Source organism: Vicinamibacteria bacterium, from assembly GCA_035620555.1.
Classification (GTDB): Bacteria; Acidobacteriota; Vicinamibacteria; order Marinacidobacterales; family SMYC01; genus DASPGQ01.
In genome coordinates, this window is sequence record DASPGQ010000566.1 from 1 (window position 1) to 17,470 (window position 17,470).

The following is a 17,470-nucleotide window of genomic DNA, read 5'->3' on the forward strand; positions in this document are numbered from 1 at the left end:
GACTGGGGTGACCTCGACGAAGCCGTCGGCGGACAAACCCGGCTCGACGACGACGAAATCGAGACTACCTTCGTTTTCTACCTGCACTCTCGACGTTCCGTCGGCCGCGAGTGACAGAGCGCTGATCGGTACGGCGGTGACGGCACCCCCGGTCGTTTCCACGGGAATCGTCAGCCGCAAGGAAAATCCTTCCAGAGCGGTGGGCGTCTCTTGAACGCGAACCTCGAAGTAGATGTGGTAGCCGTCGACTCCGTCGGTCCCAGGGGTATCGGCCACCCTCTCCACGACGCCCTTGGCCTCGATGCCGAGGGCGGGCTCGTCGATGGCAACCGGCATCCCCGATTTCACGTAGGGTGCCTCGTCGAGTGGAAGGGAGGAATCGATCGCCAGTTGATTGTTCGTCACCTTTAGCACCGGCCCGCTCGCGGAATCACCGACGACCACGTCGATCTGCTCGACACGAACCGGCAGAGACGGAATGAAGATGATCTCGTCCACCGGCACTTGCACTCCGGTCCTTCGTTTTGCCTGTTCGAGTTCGGCGGCGAGCCGTGTCGCGATTTCATCGGCCCATTGCGAATTCCGCTCGGCGGCCTTCGCGGCATCGATCGCGGCCTGAACCGACACCTCGGCCTCGAGTCGAGCGGCGTTTGCCGCCGCCTGGGCCAGCTCGAGACGCGCGTCGGCCTCGGCTCGGTCTTCCGCGGAGGCGCTCACATTCCGGGCAACTTCGTCACGGAACGCGGAAGCCACGGCGAGCTCCGCGGCGGCGGCGCGGCTGGATCTCTCGGCGCTCGCTCGGGCGGCTTCGACGGCGAGCGGCGCCGCGGCGGCGGCATCGTCGGCGGCCGACTTCTCGGCGAGCGCCTGCGCGAGCTCACGCTCGAGTGATCGGGTGGCCGACAACTGCTCCGGGGTCGGTCCGAAGGGCTCCCAGCCGGATGACGTGTACCACTCGGCGACGGCGGCGCCGGTCCGTTCGTCGTAGGTTCCATCGGCGGGACCGGCGTCGAAACCCAAGCGGTTCAAGGCTTCCTCCAGCTGTCGGACGTCATCGCCGAAGATACCGGGGACGAGGTCGCGATAGGGGGGAATGGAGCCCTCGAGTACGAACACCGGCCGCCCCGAGGCGATGAGCACGGCCACGCCTTCCGTGAGCTGGGTACCCCGCGAGGGAATCTTGGCGATCACGCCCGCGCCGGCCTTGAGGGCCGAAGGAACGATCGAGACCGACTGCGGCAATCCGAAGCGTGCCGTGCCTCGCGACACGACGTCGCTACTGATGACGCGCTCCTCGACGGGTACCAGGATCGGTGATGGCGTCGGGGGAGCCGTCCTCGCGGCGATCTCCGCGGGCGACTGGATGTTGGAGCCCACCAGCCAGCTTCCGGCCGCGGCGAGACTCACGACCCCCAGCACCGAGAACAGGATCACGATCCGTCGTTTACTCACTGGACTCGCCCCGCGTGACCCTTAGTCAGTTGCTCGGTTGGGCTCGATCATTGTGGCCGGCGAGCAAACATTTCTCGTTCGATTCGGTCTTCGACGGGATCGAAGACCGTCCCTTCGAGCTGGTGGGTGAGCTTGGCGACGGCGCGCTCGTAGGTTTGGAGCTCTTCGAGCTTGGCCTTCTTGGCCGCCGATAGCGCTTCTACGGGGACCGTGCCGCCGCCCGTGATCTCGTAGAGCCGCTTTCTGATGTCGGGCTCGACGTCATCGGGGTGGTCGTAGTCGTAGCCCGCCTCCCGCATCCGCGCGGAAAATTCCTTGAGAGCTTCGACCATGCGCGGGTCCTTGTTGATGAGAGCATCCTTCGGGTTGTAGTAGGTCGACTTCAGCTGTTCGGCGTCGAACACCTGCTCGATGGCCTTTCGCGTGCAGCCACCGGTCCGCGAGAAATTCTCGATCTCCAGGCCGACGGCGAAGCTGATTTCCTGGTTTTCGCCGAAGAGCTTCCGGTTGTAAGCGACCTGGTCCGCCGGGGAAAGCTTCTTGTAGATTGCTATGTTCCTTTCGCCCAGCCCGATGCGCGCCGGACTGTATCCATCGTTGAGCTGCGGCGGTTTCCCGGTGTACAGGGTCGCGATGCCAAAACCATACTCATTGATGAATCGCCCCTCGGACGAGAAGAGTCCGGGGAGGGATTTGTCGGCGGTCATTCCACTTCGTACGGTCCGGTAATCGGCGGCCACATACTCGAACCCCTCATCTCGCATGCACTGGGAGATCAGCGGCTCGACGCGCTCGATGGCCTCCACCAGCTGCCTCTTGCTCATGCCGAACTCCTCCGTGCCATGAACCTGTGCGAGCGCGAAAGAGCTCGCGGCGAAAGTCACCAACAACACGATTGCCGCGGGAAGCCGTTTCTCCATTATCGTTCTCCGTCGTGGCTTAGATCGGAGGGTAGTCCCCGCGCAGGTATGAACAATCCCATTCATTCCCCCTGGCCGCGACATCCCCCCGGATGATGAGTTCGCGCAGGCGCGCGCCCGCTGGTCGGGGCAGCGCCAGCGTACCAGACTTCGGGGCTTTTTGCTAGAGCCGTCGCACCATTACCGAAGGGTCAGGAGCATTTTTTTCTCGGATCCGGCTCGGTTGCCCACGTCACTTCTCCAGCCCGACCGAGGCGTCGTCGCCCGGTGTGGGTTTGGACGGCTGTCGAATGATGGACACGAGCCAAGCGGCTCCGGCCAACCCTACCAGCACCATGAGCCAGCGAATGGCCGTGACGAGGACGGTTGCGTCGAGCGGGGGCCAGTCGAACTGCCCCAGCCGGTCGAGCCGTTCCGTCATCCAGTGCCACGCCGAGTGGGTGACGAGCGCCGAGAGATAGATCGTCCCCAGCCGCTCGGCGACGACGAAGCGGAACACGAAGTCGAGGGCAGGAACGACGAGAGCCAGGACGAGCAATTGGCCGATCTCGACGCCAAGGTTGAACGCGAGGAGCGACATCGTCAGGTGCGACCCCGCGAACTGCAACGTCTCCCGCAGCAGGAACGAGAAGCCGAAACCGTGCACCAGGCCGAAACCGAAGGTGATGAGCCACCGGCGTCGAAGCCTCGCGCCGGCGATGTTCTCGAAGGCCATGTAGAGAATCGATAACGCGATGAGGGTCTCGATCGCTGGCGGGAACCAGAGTGCATCCGGGGCGTATCCGAACGCGGACACCATGAGCGTGATCGAATGGGCGATCGTGAACGAAGTGACGATCACGACCAGCGATCGCAAGCGCCGGAACGGTATGACGAGGCAGAACAGGAAGAGCAGATGGTCGAGGCCTTCTAGGATGTGGAAGAAGCCCAGCTCGACGAACCGGAGAGCGACGTGATACCACTCGGGGTCCAGTCGGATCAGCCCGGGATCTCCGGGGAAGTCGAAAGCATGAACCTCACCATTGGGCGATAGGAAGCGCAGCACGTTGATGACCCGCATCCCGAGCCGGTCGAGCCCCGGGTGGATCGAGAACCGGGATTCCTCGGATTCGATCGGATACTCGAAGAGGACGTCGAGGAGCCCCTGGGCCCAGTAGAGCTCGGTGTCGTCGGGCAGCGGGGGACCCAGCACGTGGGCCAATGCGTCTTCGAAACGGCCGAACGAGGGGTCGGACGGCATCGACACACGGGCGGCCACCAACTCGGGACTCTCGAGTCGGCGTTCACCCTCGAACAACTCGATGTAGTCCGCGATCCAGAGGATCGAGGCATCGCGGAGCACGGCGTCCGCCCGAGTGAGGTCCAGGTAACCAAATGGGTCGGTCGGCACGCTCATGTCGCGCATCGCGGCGAGGGGGACGCGAACCAGGAGGCGGAGTCGGTCTCCCTCTGGCTTCAAGAAAGCTCGAACCGTTACGTCGGTGGGGATTTCGTGCGCCTCGACCGCGGGGACGAGGAAGGTCGCGAGGATGACGAGCCGCCTGGCAGAGCGCATCGCGGGTAGCATATTGGGGTCGATACGATGAAACAACCGCGGCCTCGATGGACGCTTCGCGGCCACTCGGGATATAGTGTCGGCCATTCTCGGCCAGGCGGAGCCGGGGGAGAGGTGGGAAGATGGAGCGTCTGAGAAACAAAAGAAACGTTATGGTCGCCGGGGCGTTCGTCGCCGTGCTCGCTGCTCTCGGCCTCGGCCAGCTCGTGCTGAGCGAGACGGCGGCGTCGGAGGATACGGTCGACTCGCCAGCCTTCGTGGTCGACCCGTTGTGGCCCAAACCGCTTCCGAACCATTGGGTGATGGGCTCGACCATCGGAGTGACCGTAGACTCTCGAGATCACGTTTTCGTCATCCACCGGCAGGGCAGCTTGAATCAGCGAACCGAGGTGGGGGCCGCTCAGGATCCACCAACCGGAGATTGCTGTGTACCCGCGCCCCCGGTGCTCGAGTTCGATCCCGAAGGGAACCTCGTCGGTCATTTTGGTGGACCCGGTGAGGGTTACGACTGGCCCACGTCGAACCATGGCATCACCATCGACCATAAAGACAATCTCTGGATCGGCGGCAATGGCGGCAACGACGCGCACATTCTGAAGTTCACGCGCGACGGCAAATTCCTGAAGCAGTTCGGCGTTCCCGGTGCCCGTCTCACCACACCTCCCGATGCCGCGGAGCCTCAATGGGCTGGCAACAGTCACGATAAGGAGAGCTTCGGAAGAGTGGCGGAAGTCTCCTTTGACGTTTCGGCGAACGAGGCCTACGTGGCCGATGGATACTTGAACAAGCGGGTTGCCGTGATCGATATGGACACTGGCGAGCTCAAACGCTACTGGGGCGCCTACGGCAACAAGCCCGATGATGCCGATCTGGGTCGCTACGATCCCGAGGCTCCGCTCGCTCAGCAGTTCCGCAACCCGGTACACTGCGCCCAGCCTTCCAACGACGGACTCGTCTACGTTTGTGATCGACCCAACGACCGAATCCAGGTGTTTCGCAAAGACGGTTCGTTCGTGACGGAGACGCGCATCGCTCCGAAAACACTCGGAGACGGATCGGTTTGGGACATCGACTTCTCCAAGGACCCAGAGCAGAAATACATGTACGTCGCCGACGGCAAGAACATGAAGGTCTATGTGCTCGACCGCAAGTCGCTCGAGATCCTCACGAGCTTTGGGGACGGTGGGCGGCAGCCCGGTCAGTTCTTCGCCGTGCACAACCTCTCGGTCGATTCGAAGGGCAACATCTACACCGTCGAGACCTACGAGGGTAAGCGCCTACAGAAGTTCGTCTACAAGGGAATAGAGCCGATCACGAAGAAAGACCAAGGCGTCCTGTGGCCGACGACCTCCGGAGGTAGTGAAGAATAGCGCGCCCGCGGTCGCCCTCAGTCGCGAGGGACGATGTTGGGGCGTTCCTCGTCGAAGTCGAAAACGATGCGGGCTTCGCCTGCGTCGAGCTGTCGCTCGACGTCCCGAATCTTGTCTTCGTGCGTGGCCTCGTGAAGTCCGTAGTCGGTTCCTTGGCGGGTAACGAACTCCTCGATGAGCCCACGGAGTGCCTCGGGACTGAGGTCCCGGTGGTCGACGACGACGAATCGCTTCCCGGTCATGGAATCACCTGAAGCCTAGCGCGCTCATGCGGAGAGCCTCAAAAGGACGATACCGGCGGCGACGGCTAGCGACGCTCCGATCCGGTAACGGCCGAACGGCTCGCCGAGAAAGACGGTGCCGATGAGTGCCGCCATGACGACGCTCGTCTCGCGGAGGGCGGCAACGAGCGCAATGTTGGCCCGGGTCATGGCCCAGATGACCAGGCCGTAGGCGCCCACGGACAGGGCGCCCGAGACTGCACCGCGTTTCCAATCGACTCTGGGTTTGCTTCTCCTCAGGGCGACCGCGGGGATCAGTACGAGGCCGTTCAGCGCGAACAGTGCTGCGGTGTAGGAAAGGGGAGTGCGCGCGACGCGCGCACCGGCCCCGTCAGTCAGCGTGTAGGCCGCGATACTCACGCCGGTGGCAAGAGCATAGACGACGGCCCGACTCTGGACGTGCCCGGGCTTCCCGCCGAATGCGATGAGCGCGATGCCCAGCACCAGAAGACCAACACCCAGAATCTGACCCGGCTCGATCGGTTCGCCGATGAGGACAGCCGATAGGCTGGCGATGACGAGCGGCGATGCCCCACGAGCGATGGGGTAGACCACGCTCAGCCCTCCGACCGAGTACGAGAGCACGAGAAATGTGTAGTAGCCCGCATGGCAGATGATGGTGCCGGCGAGATAGGGCAGGCTCTCGGTCCCGGGAAAGCCGACAAAAGGGACCAGAGCGAGCCCGATGAGTCCCGCACAGAGATTCAACGACGCGAGGTCGACCAGCCGGTCCGCGCTCGTTTTCACCAGGGTATTCCAGAAGGCGTGCATGGCTGCGGCAACGAGTACCGCCACGGTGATCTCGAAGCTCACCGACCGATCCGACGACGAAGGGCCAGCAGGGGAGTGGCGCATGGCGAGAGACTGCTGGCGGATTCGTTTCTTGCGCTCTGGAAGAGCCCCGCCGTTCGGGCGAGGTGGATCCACATGCGCGCTCAGTTTACTCCGATCCCGCTGTGCTAGACTCGGCCGGTGGATTCACTCTCGGAGAAGGTCGTCACCGCGATCGCGAAGATGCAGAAGAGATCCCCCGAGGAAATCGCCCTCGATTCCACGTTCGAAGAGCTCGGCATCGACTCTCTCAACGGGTTTCATCTCCTGGTGGAGCTCGAGGAAGAGCTCGGCATCACGATTCCCGATGACGACGCGCGGCAGCTGGTTCGCGTGTGCGACGTCGTGGAGGTGATCCGCCCACTCGTCCTGGCCAAATAAGGAATGCGCGTCGCCGTCACCGGACTCGGCGTAGTCTCGGCGATCGGCCACGATACGGAAAGTTTCTGGGAGTCCCTCGTCCGCGGACGTCACGGTTTCCGCGAGCTGAGCTTGGTCGACGCGACGGCGCTCTCGTTCGCAACCGGTGCCGAGGTCACGGGGCTCGATCTCGATGCGGGCTTCGATGAGGGCTCCCGCGAGGTGCTCGACCGGTTCGCTCGATTCTGGCTCCTCGCGGCCCGGGAGGCGGTGGCGGACAGCGGTCTTCGACTCGAGCTACTGACCGATGCCGCGGTCGTCACCGGAAGCTCGCTGGGCGGTCAGACGAGCCAGGACGAGCTCTTTCGCCAGCTCTATCGTGACGGGCGCCGCCGTCTCAGCCCGTTCGCGGTGCCGCGCTCCATGGCCAATGCCGCGGCCAGCCAGCTTTCCATGGAGATGGCGATCGAAGGTCCCGCCCTGACGCTGTCCACCGCCTGTGCCTCGGCCGCCCACGCCTTGGGCCTCGCTTATTGGATGATTTCTCGCGGCATGGTCGAGCGCGCTATCGCCGGCGGCAGCGAAGCGCCCTTCAGCCTCGGGCACCTGAAGGCATGGGACAGCTTGCGGGTCGTGGCACGCGACGTCTGCCGACCGTTCTCGAGGGGCCGAAGAGGGATTATCCTGGGCGAGGGCGGAGGTGCGCTCGTTCTGGAGTCACTGGAGCTCGCGCTCGAGCGGCGTGCCAGGGTTCACGCCGAGCTCGTCGGTTTCGGCATGTCTTCCGACGCTTCCCACGTCACCAAGCCTTCGGCACGAGGAGCGGCACGGGCGATGCGCGCGGCGCTGGACGATTCCGGGATCGATCGGGACCTCGTGGGATACGTCAACGCTCACGGCACCGGAACCCAGCTGAACGACGTCACCGAGACTCGGGCCATTCGAGAGGTGTTCGGCGCTCATGCCGATCGTCTCCTGGTGAGCTCGACCAAATCGATGCACGGCCACGCGCTGGGCGCCTCGGGCGCCCTGGAAGCCGTCGCTACCGTGCTCGCTCTCGAGCGTGGGGTGGTGCCGCCGACGGCAAATTACCTCGAGCCCGATCCTGATTGCCCGCTCGACTATGTTCCGAACCAGGCAAGACACATCATCGTGCCCCATGCGCTTTCCAGCTCGTTCGCCTTCGGCGGTCTGAATGCGGTTCTGGCGTTCGCCCGCTGGGATGGGTGAGTGCCGCTACTGGCTCTTCGCCTGTTCCTTCTCTCGAGCCCGAACGTCCTCGATCGTGTCGACCACGATGTAGAGAAAGTTGTCCACCGCGCAGTCGAAGCTCTCCCGGAATACGCAGTGGCCCGCCTCGTCCTGACTGCAATTGGGACAGACCCTCGTGCGAATCGACTCGACGTACGGGGTAAGGTCGAAGCTGTGCTCTGCTTCAACCGCTCTCACGATGTCGGGCAGATGCGCTTCGATCCCACAGACGCGTCCTTTGGGGAGACCGCAGGTCCCGTCGTCGTTCCGGTCGAAGCAGATACCGCAGACGCGCTCCTTGAGCGCTTCTCGAAACAACTCGATCCGTTCCATGGCTCACCTCCTCTTTTTTCTAGCGTGCTGAGGCGGTCAGGCCCGCCGACGTTGGCTTACCGGACACATCCTCGTGCAAATCGAGATCGACGTCGGTGACGGGGCGCTCGAGCTTGAACGTCATGTAGGCCGCCAGGGCGAGCACGAGACCACTCATGAGCAGGAAGTACAGGACCAGGTCGCGAAACATGGGCTCGAGCGGAGCGTGGGCTTCCTCGAGTGACTGCTCGACGGCGACGACCCAGTCCAGCTCCGGCATGCTCCGCACGAGCTCTGGAGTGGCGTAGGCTACGAGCAGAGCGTCGGACCGGTCGAAGCTACCAGGCCCTTCGACATCGGCGAGAAAATACCGTATTCCCTGGCTCCGGGCCCGGGCGACGTCTTCGAGACGGGCATAGAGATTGCCCGCGCCACACTCTGCTCGTCGACCGGCCAGGAGACGACCGGAGCGGCGATCGAAGAGGCAGGCGCGGCCCGAATCGCCCGAGCGAAAATCGGTAACGCTCATGAACATCCTCTCGGCATCCAACTCGGCGACCACGAGGCCGAGGGAGTCTCCGGAGTCCGGGTCGCTAATCGGCCGTGCGAGAATCAATGCGCCGGGATCCGCTCCCACCGAGGCCCAGGACTTCGAGGCGATGAGCCCGTCGGGAAGGTCGAGGCCTTGGGAGCTCTCCGAGTCGGCAACGAGCTCGAGATCCCGGTCGACCACCGCGAGGCGCGTGTGCAACGCACTCGCTCGCTCCGTTTCCGCCAAGAAGCGCTTCGCGTCATCCGTATCGTGGGAAACGAGAGCCGTCCGCACGGCGGGCGAATGTCCCAGGCTCGTCAAGAATTCGAGCTCGCGCAAGAACGCGGCATTGACCGAGGAGCCCGCCTGCTCTGCGAACGACACGAAGTTCACACCCGCGGCGTCGGTCAGCCGCGTCTTTGCCGAGTGCTGTATCAGGAGAAATCCAACGCTCATCGGAAGGACGGCGACGACAGCGGCGATCACCAGCACGCGAGTCAGGACGTAATGACGGCTGGTCTCTTTCATGTCCTCTACTCCTTGTGAAATTCAATGCAACAGACGTTCCACGGGATGTCAGGTCGTCAACTGACTGCAAAAGAAAGGCTTGTCTGTCTGGTGCACGGCTGGAGCGGCCGAGGGAGCCTCGATTGGGTTTCCTGACGCGGCGTATGGGGCGTTTCGCGTAACTACCCGGCGGGAGAGCTCGACCCACGCGCCCGGAATCGCCGCGAGGCAAAGCTGCTAGTGCTACCGGGACGGCTCCTTCCGCACCCATCGTGTCGCGAGGGTCGTAGACATTCCATAGAGTCCCAATGACAGGAAGAGAGTCGAGGCCCGGCCTTGCACGACATCCTCGAGGAGCAGCTTGATCCCGCCGAGGAACAGAAGTGGATAGACGAGCCAGGACGCCTCGCGCAAGCGCGGGACGCGACCTAGGGCGGCCAGCGCTACGACGGAGACCGAAAGAACGCCGGTTCTGAGCGTCGCCAGGATCGCGGGGTCCGCGTTCGTTCCCGGCCGTCCCACGAGCGGTGGAGCGGCCAGGGCGATGGCCCATGCACCGGCAACCCCGAGCAAGACGAGGAGCTCTCCGAGGCGAGCGACCCGCCATCTCGCGAACCAGCGGTCGGATTCGGGCTCCGCCGCGATGCCAATGGCGACCGCTGTGGCGACCACCACGACCCAGGCGTCGGGGGGCGCTGACGGCCAAGCCGTGGACGACGGGGCGACCCACACGTGGGCGGCCCAGGAGCCGAGCCCGGTCGCGGCGGCGAGAAACATTCCGGCGGCGTGAAGATTCATTTCGGGGTCGCGGCGGCGTGAGCTCAACCACGCGAGCGCGAGTCCCGCCACGGCCAGGACGATCGTCGGCTCTCCGAGCCGGGCGAGAATCACGAGGAGCACGAAGATGAATCCCATTCCCGCGAAGTAAGACCGAGACGGTGAAAGAAGCTCCGACCTCGACAACGCTACGAAGTAGCTGGCGGAGCCCGCGAGAAGGCCGAGGACGGCGAGGACGAAGGAGAGTGGTGCCGGCGCGATTCGAATGACTCCGCCAAATCCTATCAGCAAGACGGTGCCGGTTTGGACGACCTCGAAGCGGCCGGGTGGGCAACGTTTTACGAGCATTCGAATCGTAAAGCTCGACAGGAACGACGAAAGGAAAACGAGCAGCACGAGCGATGCCTGGATTGGCGAAACGTTGCTTCTCTCGAGCAACACCGCGACGGTGAGCCCCGCCACTCCCAAGTCGGCGATCCCAGCGACTGCCCAATGGAGGAACGGCCAATCCGCATGGTACACGAGCCACAGGACGCCGATGGCCAGAAGAACGAGAAGAAGGCTGAATACCGCGAGCTCCCGGGTGGCGACCAGTAGCGCCATGGCGGTAAAGGTCGCACCGGCGACCGTCACCCAGGCGAACGACCGAAGCCGCTGGCGCCATGCGACAGCGAGGCACGTACCCGCGACCACACCGACCAGCACGGCTCCCCCGGGCGGAGATAGAAGAGCGAATCGGGCCGTCGTCTCCCACAAGAGCGGAAAGGCGACGAGAGCTGCGGCGGCACCATGAAACGCCGCACTCAGGGGTTTTCTTTGTGAGCCCGCCCGGTCGGCCATCAAAACCCAGAACAGGGCATACCCGAGACCGAGCGCGATGCCCCAGGCCGACCCGAGAGCTCCCGATTCGGTGAGGGCGCGAATGAGATACGCGCCTCCGAGCACCACGAGGCTCCGCCCGAACAGGGTGACGGCAGGACTCAGGTCCCAGCTCGTCGCCGCGGCGTTGGCCTCGGCCGGCTCCGGGTGTTTTGCTCCGGCCCCACGTTCCAAGCTGCCGAGACGCGCCTCGATGTCTCCGAGGCGGCGCGAGAGCTCCTCGACCTCGGATTCGACGCGCGACAGCCGATCGTTCACGATCGCCTCCTGTCGGGAGGGCTCTTTTAAGTCGACACGATCGAGTACAGGTAGAGGAGCGCTCCCACCCCAACCAGGGCTCCGCCGAGCAAGAGGAAAGCGACGAAAGCGAGAGGATGCGACCAATAGATCGTGATGACCTCGACGAGAAGTCCGCCAGCAATGAGCGCGCCCGCCAGTTGTAGTCGTTTGTGCAGCTCGAACCTTCGAGGTGTCATTGGCTCACGCCCTCCCAGGTCTCGAGCCCCTCCAGATTGACGATGTCGTGGACGAAATCATGACACTCGAGGCAGGACGTTTCTCCAGAGTCGATCTCCTGCCGGAAGTCCACGTGGTCTTCCAACTCCTCGAAGCTCCGGGCACCCGCGTGACAGTGAAGGCATTCGCGGTTGCTGTAAGGGTTGTAGAGCTCGATGGTCTCTGGAATCGTACCCAGATAATGCACGAAGACGTGCTGAAGCCCGTGCATCTTGGCCTGCACGTCTCCGAACATCGTGTAGGTCGTGTGGCAGGTGTAGCACGCCTGGTCTCTCGGCACTCGATTGTTCAGGAAGTGCCCCGCAGGCAGATAGGAACGGTCCGCGAGCCGGAGGCTTCTCCCATAGGGCTCCATCTCGTGGCAGGACAGACAGAAGCCAGTGGACTTCGAGTGCTCCAGGTGTCGCGTGGTTCCGATCCAGGTCGCGACCACCGGCAGGATGAACAGGGCCACGAAGGCCAGCATCTTGCCGCCACGCTCGATGGTGAGCTGCGGGCGGGCGACCACGAGCAGGATCAGAACGATTCCCGTGAGCGCCAGGGCAACGAAGCCGGCGTCGAGAAGAGTCAACGAGTCCTCTCAGTCGGTCGGCGAAAATTGCTCAGCATCTTTCGGTATGTCGTGCGCGGTCCTCTTCTTCGTCTCGGGCGAATAAGCCGACTATAGGCTGAAGCTGTACGTGAGATTCAGCCAACCCACCCATCCTTTGTAGTCTCCGTTGTTCGCGTTGATGAAGAACGAGCCCGGCATGTAGTTGAGAACCGAGCCCGTCTGGGTATCCCTCAGCTCGAAGACCTCGTAGAACCCGCCAACCCCGAGGGTCCAGGCCTCGGCAAACTTGCGACGGATCTGAGCCGAGACGAAGCTCAACTTCGTGTCATCGTACAGAGGTATGTCTTCCGCGGGACTCGAAGGGGATCGGAGCGCTGGCCCTGCCTCGAACGCATTGTTCCCGTCGACCCTCTGGTATCGATAGAAGATATCAAAGAACCACGTCTGCGGGACCAGTGTGAAGTTGGCGCCCGCTCCGAAAGAATCGACCTTGTCGTCCACCGTCGCGCTCCAGTTCGACGTGGGATCGAAGTTGAGCGTGCCGCCACTCTGACGCCCGGTCTGGAAATCGAAGATGTCTTCCCGGGAGTAGTAGACGTACAGCGTGTAGGCGGTGCTCGGCGATATGTCCAAATCCAGGCTGAGCGTCTTGTACTCGAGTTGCTGGAGTCCTAGCGGGACCTGCTCGCCGCCAGGACAAAACGCGAGATCCGAGCTCGTGGCCGCATCGCATGGGACCGGAGAGTTGTCATAGTCGTCCTTGTTGAGATAGTAGGCCGCCGAGACGCTGAACAAACCCGAATCCGGAGTGTACTGGACCTGAGCGCCGACACGGTTTCGATCTCGCTTCGCCTGATCGAATCGTCGCAGGACGGTCTGGTTGGCCGGCCCACCCGGGTCGAGGAACGAGTGCTCCTCGGCCTCGACGGCGTCGTAATGGTCGTAGTCGCGGGTGCCGAACTCGTAGAGCCCTCTCACGAGCACACCACCCCCGAAGCGCAGATCCGCGGCTGCCCGGATGGTGTTCTCGTTCGTGTGCTCCGTCTCGCGGAACTGTCGTGCGATTCGGTTGTACTTGTAGCCGATCTCGAGTCCGATGAGACTTCCCACGTCATAAGTGCCATATACGTCGAAATAGCTGCTGTCCCAGCCATAAGGAACGGTAATCCGGGGGATTTCCTCCCAAACGGCATCGAATCGCACGTACCCGTCTTCGAAGCGAACCCGAGGGGTCTTGTTGTCGTTCTGGTAGAACCGGTAGCGTGCGTTCAAACGGAGTTCGTCGGTGAGCCGGCTCGTCAAGAACCCATTGAGGGCGAGCACATCGATCGTACCGTCGAGCGTCGTTGCCGGAAGCGGGGCGGTCACGGCGCTCTCCCCCGACGGCGTGAAGATCGCGGTGTTGACGGTGTAGGGAATGAACGGGTCGTGGTTCTGACTCCACTGACCGACCTGCATGTCCGCGGTCAGCCGGGTCGTCCGGCCGAACATGAGGGTCGTCCCGCCGTTGAGCGTCCAGGCCTCGTTGTCCGGGGGAAGGCCCAGGAGGCCCTGGGACGGCCCTTCGGTGGTCGAGGTCGGGCCCAGATAGGCGTTGCTCGACGTCGAGTCGAAGGCCCGCCAGGGATTGTCCCATGCGAATGTGTCGAAGCGGTTGGCGAAGTTATTGAAATTCACCCCGGCAAAAGCGACGCCCCAATCTCCATTGGTTCTCGCCCTCACCCCGAAATCCTGCGTGACGTAACGTATCGGATCGGTCGTCTCGACGACATTATTGAAGCCGAACGACGTACCGTGGTTCGTGCGATCGCCCGTACGCCGCTCGTGGAAGTACGTGACGTCGATGTTGAAGCTCCTCTCCGCGGGAAGGACGGAGAAAGCCAGGTTCGTCCGGTTGCGCTGCAACTCGATGTCGATGTTGTTGGGCTGTGTATCGAGGGTGGGCTGAACGATTCCCAGTAGGGGTACATAGCCACGCGAGGGCAACGCCTCGACGGACGACTGAAAGGATTCCTGCAACGTATCGCTGATCCGCCATTCGGTGCGATTCGCCGCCTCGTCGGGGATCAGGATGCTGAGACCTCCGTTTCCGAAAGCGTGGGGAACCCCGGTGTAGTCGAACAGGAAATTCCAGCTTTTTCCCTCGAAGAGGCCGAAATACTGCTGGTCCTTCTGACTCACATCGGAGCCGATCAGATCATAGCGATAGTCACCCTTCTTGCCCTGCAGGCGGAAGTAGGGCGCGACCGCCCCATTGGGAATGTCTCGGTACTCGAGGAACTTAGACGAAATGGTGTCGGCGTCCCGCTGCCAAAGGCCGAAGGTGAAAACACCGAGACTGTAGTCGGCTCCTTCCAGGGCTTCGACGGGCGCCTCCTGCCCGCTCTGGCTCGGCCCGGGGAATCCAACGTCTTGCTCGTTTTCCGTTCCCGCTTCCGACGAGGCGGCCGTCTCTGCAGGCTCGGCGGCTTCCGGGTTGTCATCCCTGGCCAGCACGGGGAAGGCCAGTGCGACCAGCGCCAGGATCGTGACGATGTGCTTCATGGCTTTCCTCCCTTAGCGTCCCAGATAGGGTCCCGACGGCGAGTTGCTGCCGTGGATGTTCTGATGGCAATTCTTGCAAGCGTGCTCGATTGCACGGTTGCTGGCCGCCGCAATGGTCGTGCCCGCGTTCGACCCGTCGTAGAACGTGCCGGGGTGGCGGGTATTGAGATGGCAGCGCTGGCAGAGGTAAGGCAGCTTGGCTTGAAGGAGCTTGTCGTGGTTCGACCCGTGGGGATTGTGACAGTTCAGGCAGTTCTCTCGAACCGGTGCGTGCTCCCAGAGAAAGGGGCCGCGCTTTTCCGTGTGGCACTGCAGGCAGAGCTCGTTCGTCCAGTCGGCCTTGATCATCTTCGGCCGGCTGCCGTCGTGCGGGTCGTGGCAGCTCTCGCATCCCATCAACCCCTCGCGCACCGGATGATGGGACGTGCGGAGCGACATGGCCCGGATGGACTGGTGGCATTGGTAACAGGTCTCCGACGCTTGCGCCGTCTTCAGCTGCTTCCGGTCGGATTCGAAGGTATGCACCGCGTGGCAGTCGATGCACTGAACACCTCGTCGCTCGTGGGCGCTCCCTTCCCACGCGGCGTGATGGCTCCTCTCGTGGCAGGACAGGCAAACGGCGTTGGCCTCCTCGGCCGGCAGGCTTCCTAGGGCCGGACCGGGAAAGTCTTCACCGTCGAGCTGTTTTTGAAGGTGCTCGGTGGCCGCCGTACCCTGGTGGCACGCGTAGCAACTTCCCTCCACCGTGGCATGGTAGGTCCGGTTGAACAGAGTGAGCTCCTGTTCATGGCACGTCAGGCATTCCTCCGTCTCGGCTCTCTCTTGTACCGTCCCCACCACGGGGGTCGAAGGGGAGAAGACGGTCGCCATACGTCCCTGGGACAGGGCTTTCTCCCAGGTCGCAGGACTGGCCACTCCCGAGCTCGAGAACCACGCGAGAACGAGGGGGATCAGTAGAACAGCGGTGCGGATTCTCATCCCGCAAACCTCCTTGAGGGGCAAAGGCGTATCAGACTCATCTGAAACGAGATCCAAGCAAAATCCATTCCCGACATCGAAACCGCTACCGCTGCCTCTGATTTCCGTCAAACGGCTCGGTTCCCTGGTCGAGCACTCGGGGCAAGGTCAGCACCTTAGGGTGTTTTGACGCAATTTCCTCGACGACTCTCATTGGCTCTTCTCCTCTTCGATCTGTCGAATCTTGAAGTAGAGTCCCGCAACGACGAGAAGGATGAAGAACACGGATACGGCGAGTCCTCTTCGGCGGTACTGAAGCTCTTCCAGCGCAAAAAGACCCATCTCTCGCGCTGTCTGTGCGAAGTTCCTGCCGGGGTCGGTCTCTTCCCGCAGGGTCTCGGGTGAGACGGCGTGCACGGCGTTTCGGGCTTGCACCAGAGCCTGGTTCGCATCGATGAGAACGAGCTCGGCTTCGCTGACCTCCATGCCGGCCACGGAGGCCTGCTCCACGGTGCCACGCGCATCGGCAATCGCTGTCTTGAGCTCCTCGAGGTCGGCGCGCATGGCCTGGGCTACGTTGTATGGCTCTTCTCCCTCGAAGTGGCAGTCACCGCAGATCTGCCCCACCTCGACTCCCAGAAGCTGGTCATCGGCATGTTGGACGTCGTGGTTTCCATGGCAGGTCTCACACTCCGGCTCTCCGATCTCGGCGAAAGCTTCGAAGTGGGGGCTCGCTCCGAAGAACTCTCTCTGGATCGCGTGGCAGTTTCCGCAAACCAGCGAGACCGAGCTCAAGCCCGGAGGCGTCGCGCCATGGTTGCCGTGGCACGTATTGCATGTCGGCGCACTGAGGTCGCCACCATCGAGCGCGCGTCCATGGACACTCGCGCGATACTGTTCGAGCTGATCGACGGGAATGCCATAGGGGGCCATGTGCTCCTGGCTCGCGTGACAGCCGGCGCAGGTCTCGGCGACTCGAGTCGGGTATACCTGCGAGCGAGGATCTCGCGGTGAAAGCGTACCGTGTGCCCCGTGGCAGCTCACGCATTGCGCGACGTCGGTTGCCCCTTCGACGAGCTTTTGCCCGTGGACGCTCGTCCAGTATTGGGCCAGCTGGTCCACGGCGAGGTTGGGGTTGAATCTCTGCATATAGGCGGCATCGGCGTGGCATTTTCCACAGAACTGGGGGACGTCGGCGTAACCGGGAGCGCCCACGAAGCCCGTCGAGGGCTCCTTCGCCGGATCGTAATCGCCATCGATGATCGCAAGCGTGGGGTCACCACCATGGCAGTCCGCGCAGCCCATGCCAGCCTGGGCGTGGACGTCTTCACTCATCGCCCGCGCGGGAGCCGAGAGCGCTTCGTCGTCGAGCGTCACGTGGCAGTCGATGCAGTTGTTCTGGGCCGACAGAGAGTTGGCCAGCAGGGTGATGAAGGAACCGACGAGGAGGACCCTCGAGTTGCCTGTCATCGGCGCGCTCATGAGCCGACGTAACCGAGAAAGGTCATCACGGCCATGAACGCGAGAGCGGCGGCTCCCACCACCGGGACGAGGTAGCTCGACTTCCCGCGGTCGAAAAGCGGCCAGAAGAACCACACGAGCCCAGCGATGCCGAAGAAGATCAAGCCGATGAGCTCTCCCTCGATGCCAGCGACGGTGGCCGGAAGATACTTCAGCGTTTGGAACATGAACAGGAAGTACCACTCCGGTTTGATCCCGGCGGGAGCAGGGGCGAACGGATCCGCTTTGGTTCCCAGCTCCCAGGGGAACAGAGAAGCGAGGCCCGCGAGGATGGCGAGCGCGATCGCCCAGCCCATGAGCTCGCGCAGAAAAAAGTTGGGGAAGAATTTCATCGGAGCCCGCCGCTCGGCTT

17 protein-coding genes are annotated in these 17,470 nt (G+C 63.1%); 3 read left to right on the top strand and 14 right to left on the bottom strand.

The features are described from left to right. The 3 genes from VEK15_22815 to VEK15_22825 all read right to left on the bottom strand — a co-directional run. A partial coding sequence (locus VEK15_22815) for a peptidoglycan-binding protein (protein HXV63552.1) occupies window positions 1-1,452 on the bottom strand: 1,452 nt, incomplete at its 3' end. Window positions 1,453-1,499: 47 nt separating this feature from the next. Then, window positions 1,500-2,372 (bottom strand): hypothetical protein, encoded by an 873-nt coding sequence (locus tag VEK15_22820; protein ID HXV63553.1) that lies wholly within the window; start codon window positions 2,370-2,372, stop codon window positions 1,500-1,502. Window positions 2,373-2,604: 232 nt separating this feature from the next. Then, window positions 2,605-3,927, bottom strand: coding sequence for a HupE/UreJ family protein (locus VEK15_22825; protein ID HXV63554.1), 1,323 nt, complete (start codon window positions 3,925-3,927; stop codon window positions 2,605-2,607). A 122-nt stretch (window positions 3,928-4,049) separates the two neighbouring features. Between VEK15_22825 and VEK15_22830 the strand changes: the two genes are divergently transcribed. Beyond that, window positions 4,050-5,297 (top strand): hypothetical protein, encoded by a 1,248-nt coding sequence (locus tag VEK15_22830; protein HXV63555.1) that lies wholly within the window; start codon window positions 4,050-4,052, stop codon window positions 5,295-5,297. Window positions 5,298-5,314: 17 nt separating this feature from the next. Here the strand turns inward: VEK15_22830 and VEK15_22835 are convergent, their stop codons facing one another. Continuing rightward, complete coding sequence (locus VEK15_22835; protein HXV63556.1) at window positions 5,315-5,539, bottom strand: YheU family protein; 225 nt, start codon at window positions 5,537-5,539, stop codon at window positions 5,315-5,317. 24 nt (window positions 5,540-5,563) lie between these two features. Then, window positions 5,564-6,505, bottom strand: coding sequence for a DMT family transporter (locus tag VEK15_22840; protein ID HXV63557.1), 942 nt, complete (start codon window positions 6,503-6,505; stop codon window positions 5,564-5,566). A gap of 45 nt (window positions 6,506-6,550) precedes the next feature. On the opposite strand from VEK15_22840, the gene VEK15_22845 reads away from it, so the two are divergent. Continuing rightward, window positions 6,551-6,790, top strand: coding sequence for a phosphopantetheine-binding protein (locus tag VEK15_22845; protein ID HXV63558.1), 240 nt, complete (start codon window positions 6,551-6,553; stop codon window positions 6,788-6,790). 3 nt (window positions 6,791-6,793) lie between these two features. Further along, window positions 6,794-7,999, top strand: coding sequence for a beta-ketoacyl-[acyl-carrier-protein] synthase family protein (locus VEK15_22850; protein HXV63559.1), 1,206 nt, complete (start codon window positions 6,794-6,796; stop codon window positions 7,997-7,999). 6 nt (window positions 8,000-8,005) lie between these two features. Here VEK15_22850 and VEK15_22855 read toward each other — a convergent pair whose 3' ends face one another. The 9 genes from VEK15_22855 to VEK15_22895 all read right to left on the bottom strand — a co-directional run. Further along, a complete protein-coding gene (locus VEK15_22855; GenBank protein HXV63560.1) occupies window positions 8,006-8,353 on the bottom strand; it encodes a hypothetical protein in 348 nt (115 codons plus the stop codon). A gap of 19 nt (window positions 8,354-8,372) precedes the next feature. Then, window positions 8,373-9,392, bottom strand: coding sequence for a cache domain-containing protein (locus VEK15_22860; GenBank protein ID HXV63561.1), 1,020 nt, complete (start codon window positions 9,390-9,392; stop codon window positions 8,373-8,375). Window positions 9,393-9,614: 222 nt separating this feature from the next. Next, a complete protein-coding gene (locus VEK15_22865; protein HXV63562.1) occupies window positions 9,615-11,285 on the bottom strand; it encodes a hypothetical protein in 1,671 nt (556 codons plus the stop codon). Between the two features lie 26 nt (window positions 11,286-11,311). Beyond that, window positions 11,312-11,503 (bottom strand): hypothetical protein, encoded by a 192-nt coding sequence (locus VEK15_22870; GenBank protein ID HXV63563.1) that lies wholly within the window; start codon window positions 11,501-11,503, stop codon window positions 11,312-11,314. After that, on the bottom strand, window positions 11,500-12,114 hold the full coding sequence (locus tag VEK15_22875) for a NapC/NirT family cytochrome c (GenBank protein HXV63564.1): 615 nt from the start codon (window positions 12,112-12,114) through the stop codon (window positions 11,500-11,502). Before VEK15_22875 ends, VEK15_22870 begins: the two co-directional genes overlap by 4 nt. A gap of 90 nt (window positions 12,115-12,204) precedes the next feature. Continuing rightward, the gene (locus tag VEK15_22880; protein ID HXV63565.1) at window positions 12,205-14,640 is read right to left on the bottom strand and encodes an MtrB/PioB family outer membrane beta-barrel protein; all 2,436 of its coding nucleotides are present in this window, start codon (window positions 14,638-14,640) and stop codon (window positions 12,205-12,207) included. Window positions 14,641-14,652: 12 nt separating this feature from the next. Beyond that, window positions 14,653-15,618 carry a DmsE family decaheme c-type cytochrome gene (locus VEK15_22885; protein ID HXV63566.1) on the bottom strand — a complete coding sequence of 322 codons (966 nt, stop codon included), beginning with the start codon at window positions 15,616-15,618 and terminating at the stop codon, window positions 14,653-14,655. Between the two features lie 189 nt (window positions 15,619-15,807). After that, on the bottom strand, window positions 15,808-17,067 hold the full coding sequence (locus VEK15_22890; GenBank protein HXV63567.1) for a cytochrome c3 family protein: 1,260 nt from the start codon (window positions 17,065-17,067) through the stop codon (window positions 15,808-15,810). An 8-nt stretch (window positions 17,068-17,075) separates the two neighbouring features. Beyond that, window positions 17,076-17,470 (bottom strand): cytochrome bc complex cytochrome b subunit (locus VEK15_22895; protein HXV63568.1); only part of this gene is annotated, 395 nt, incomplete at its 5' end.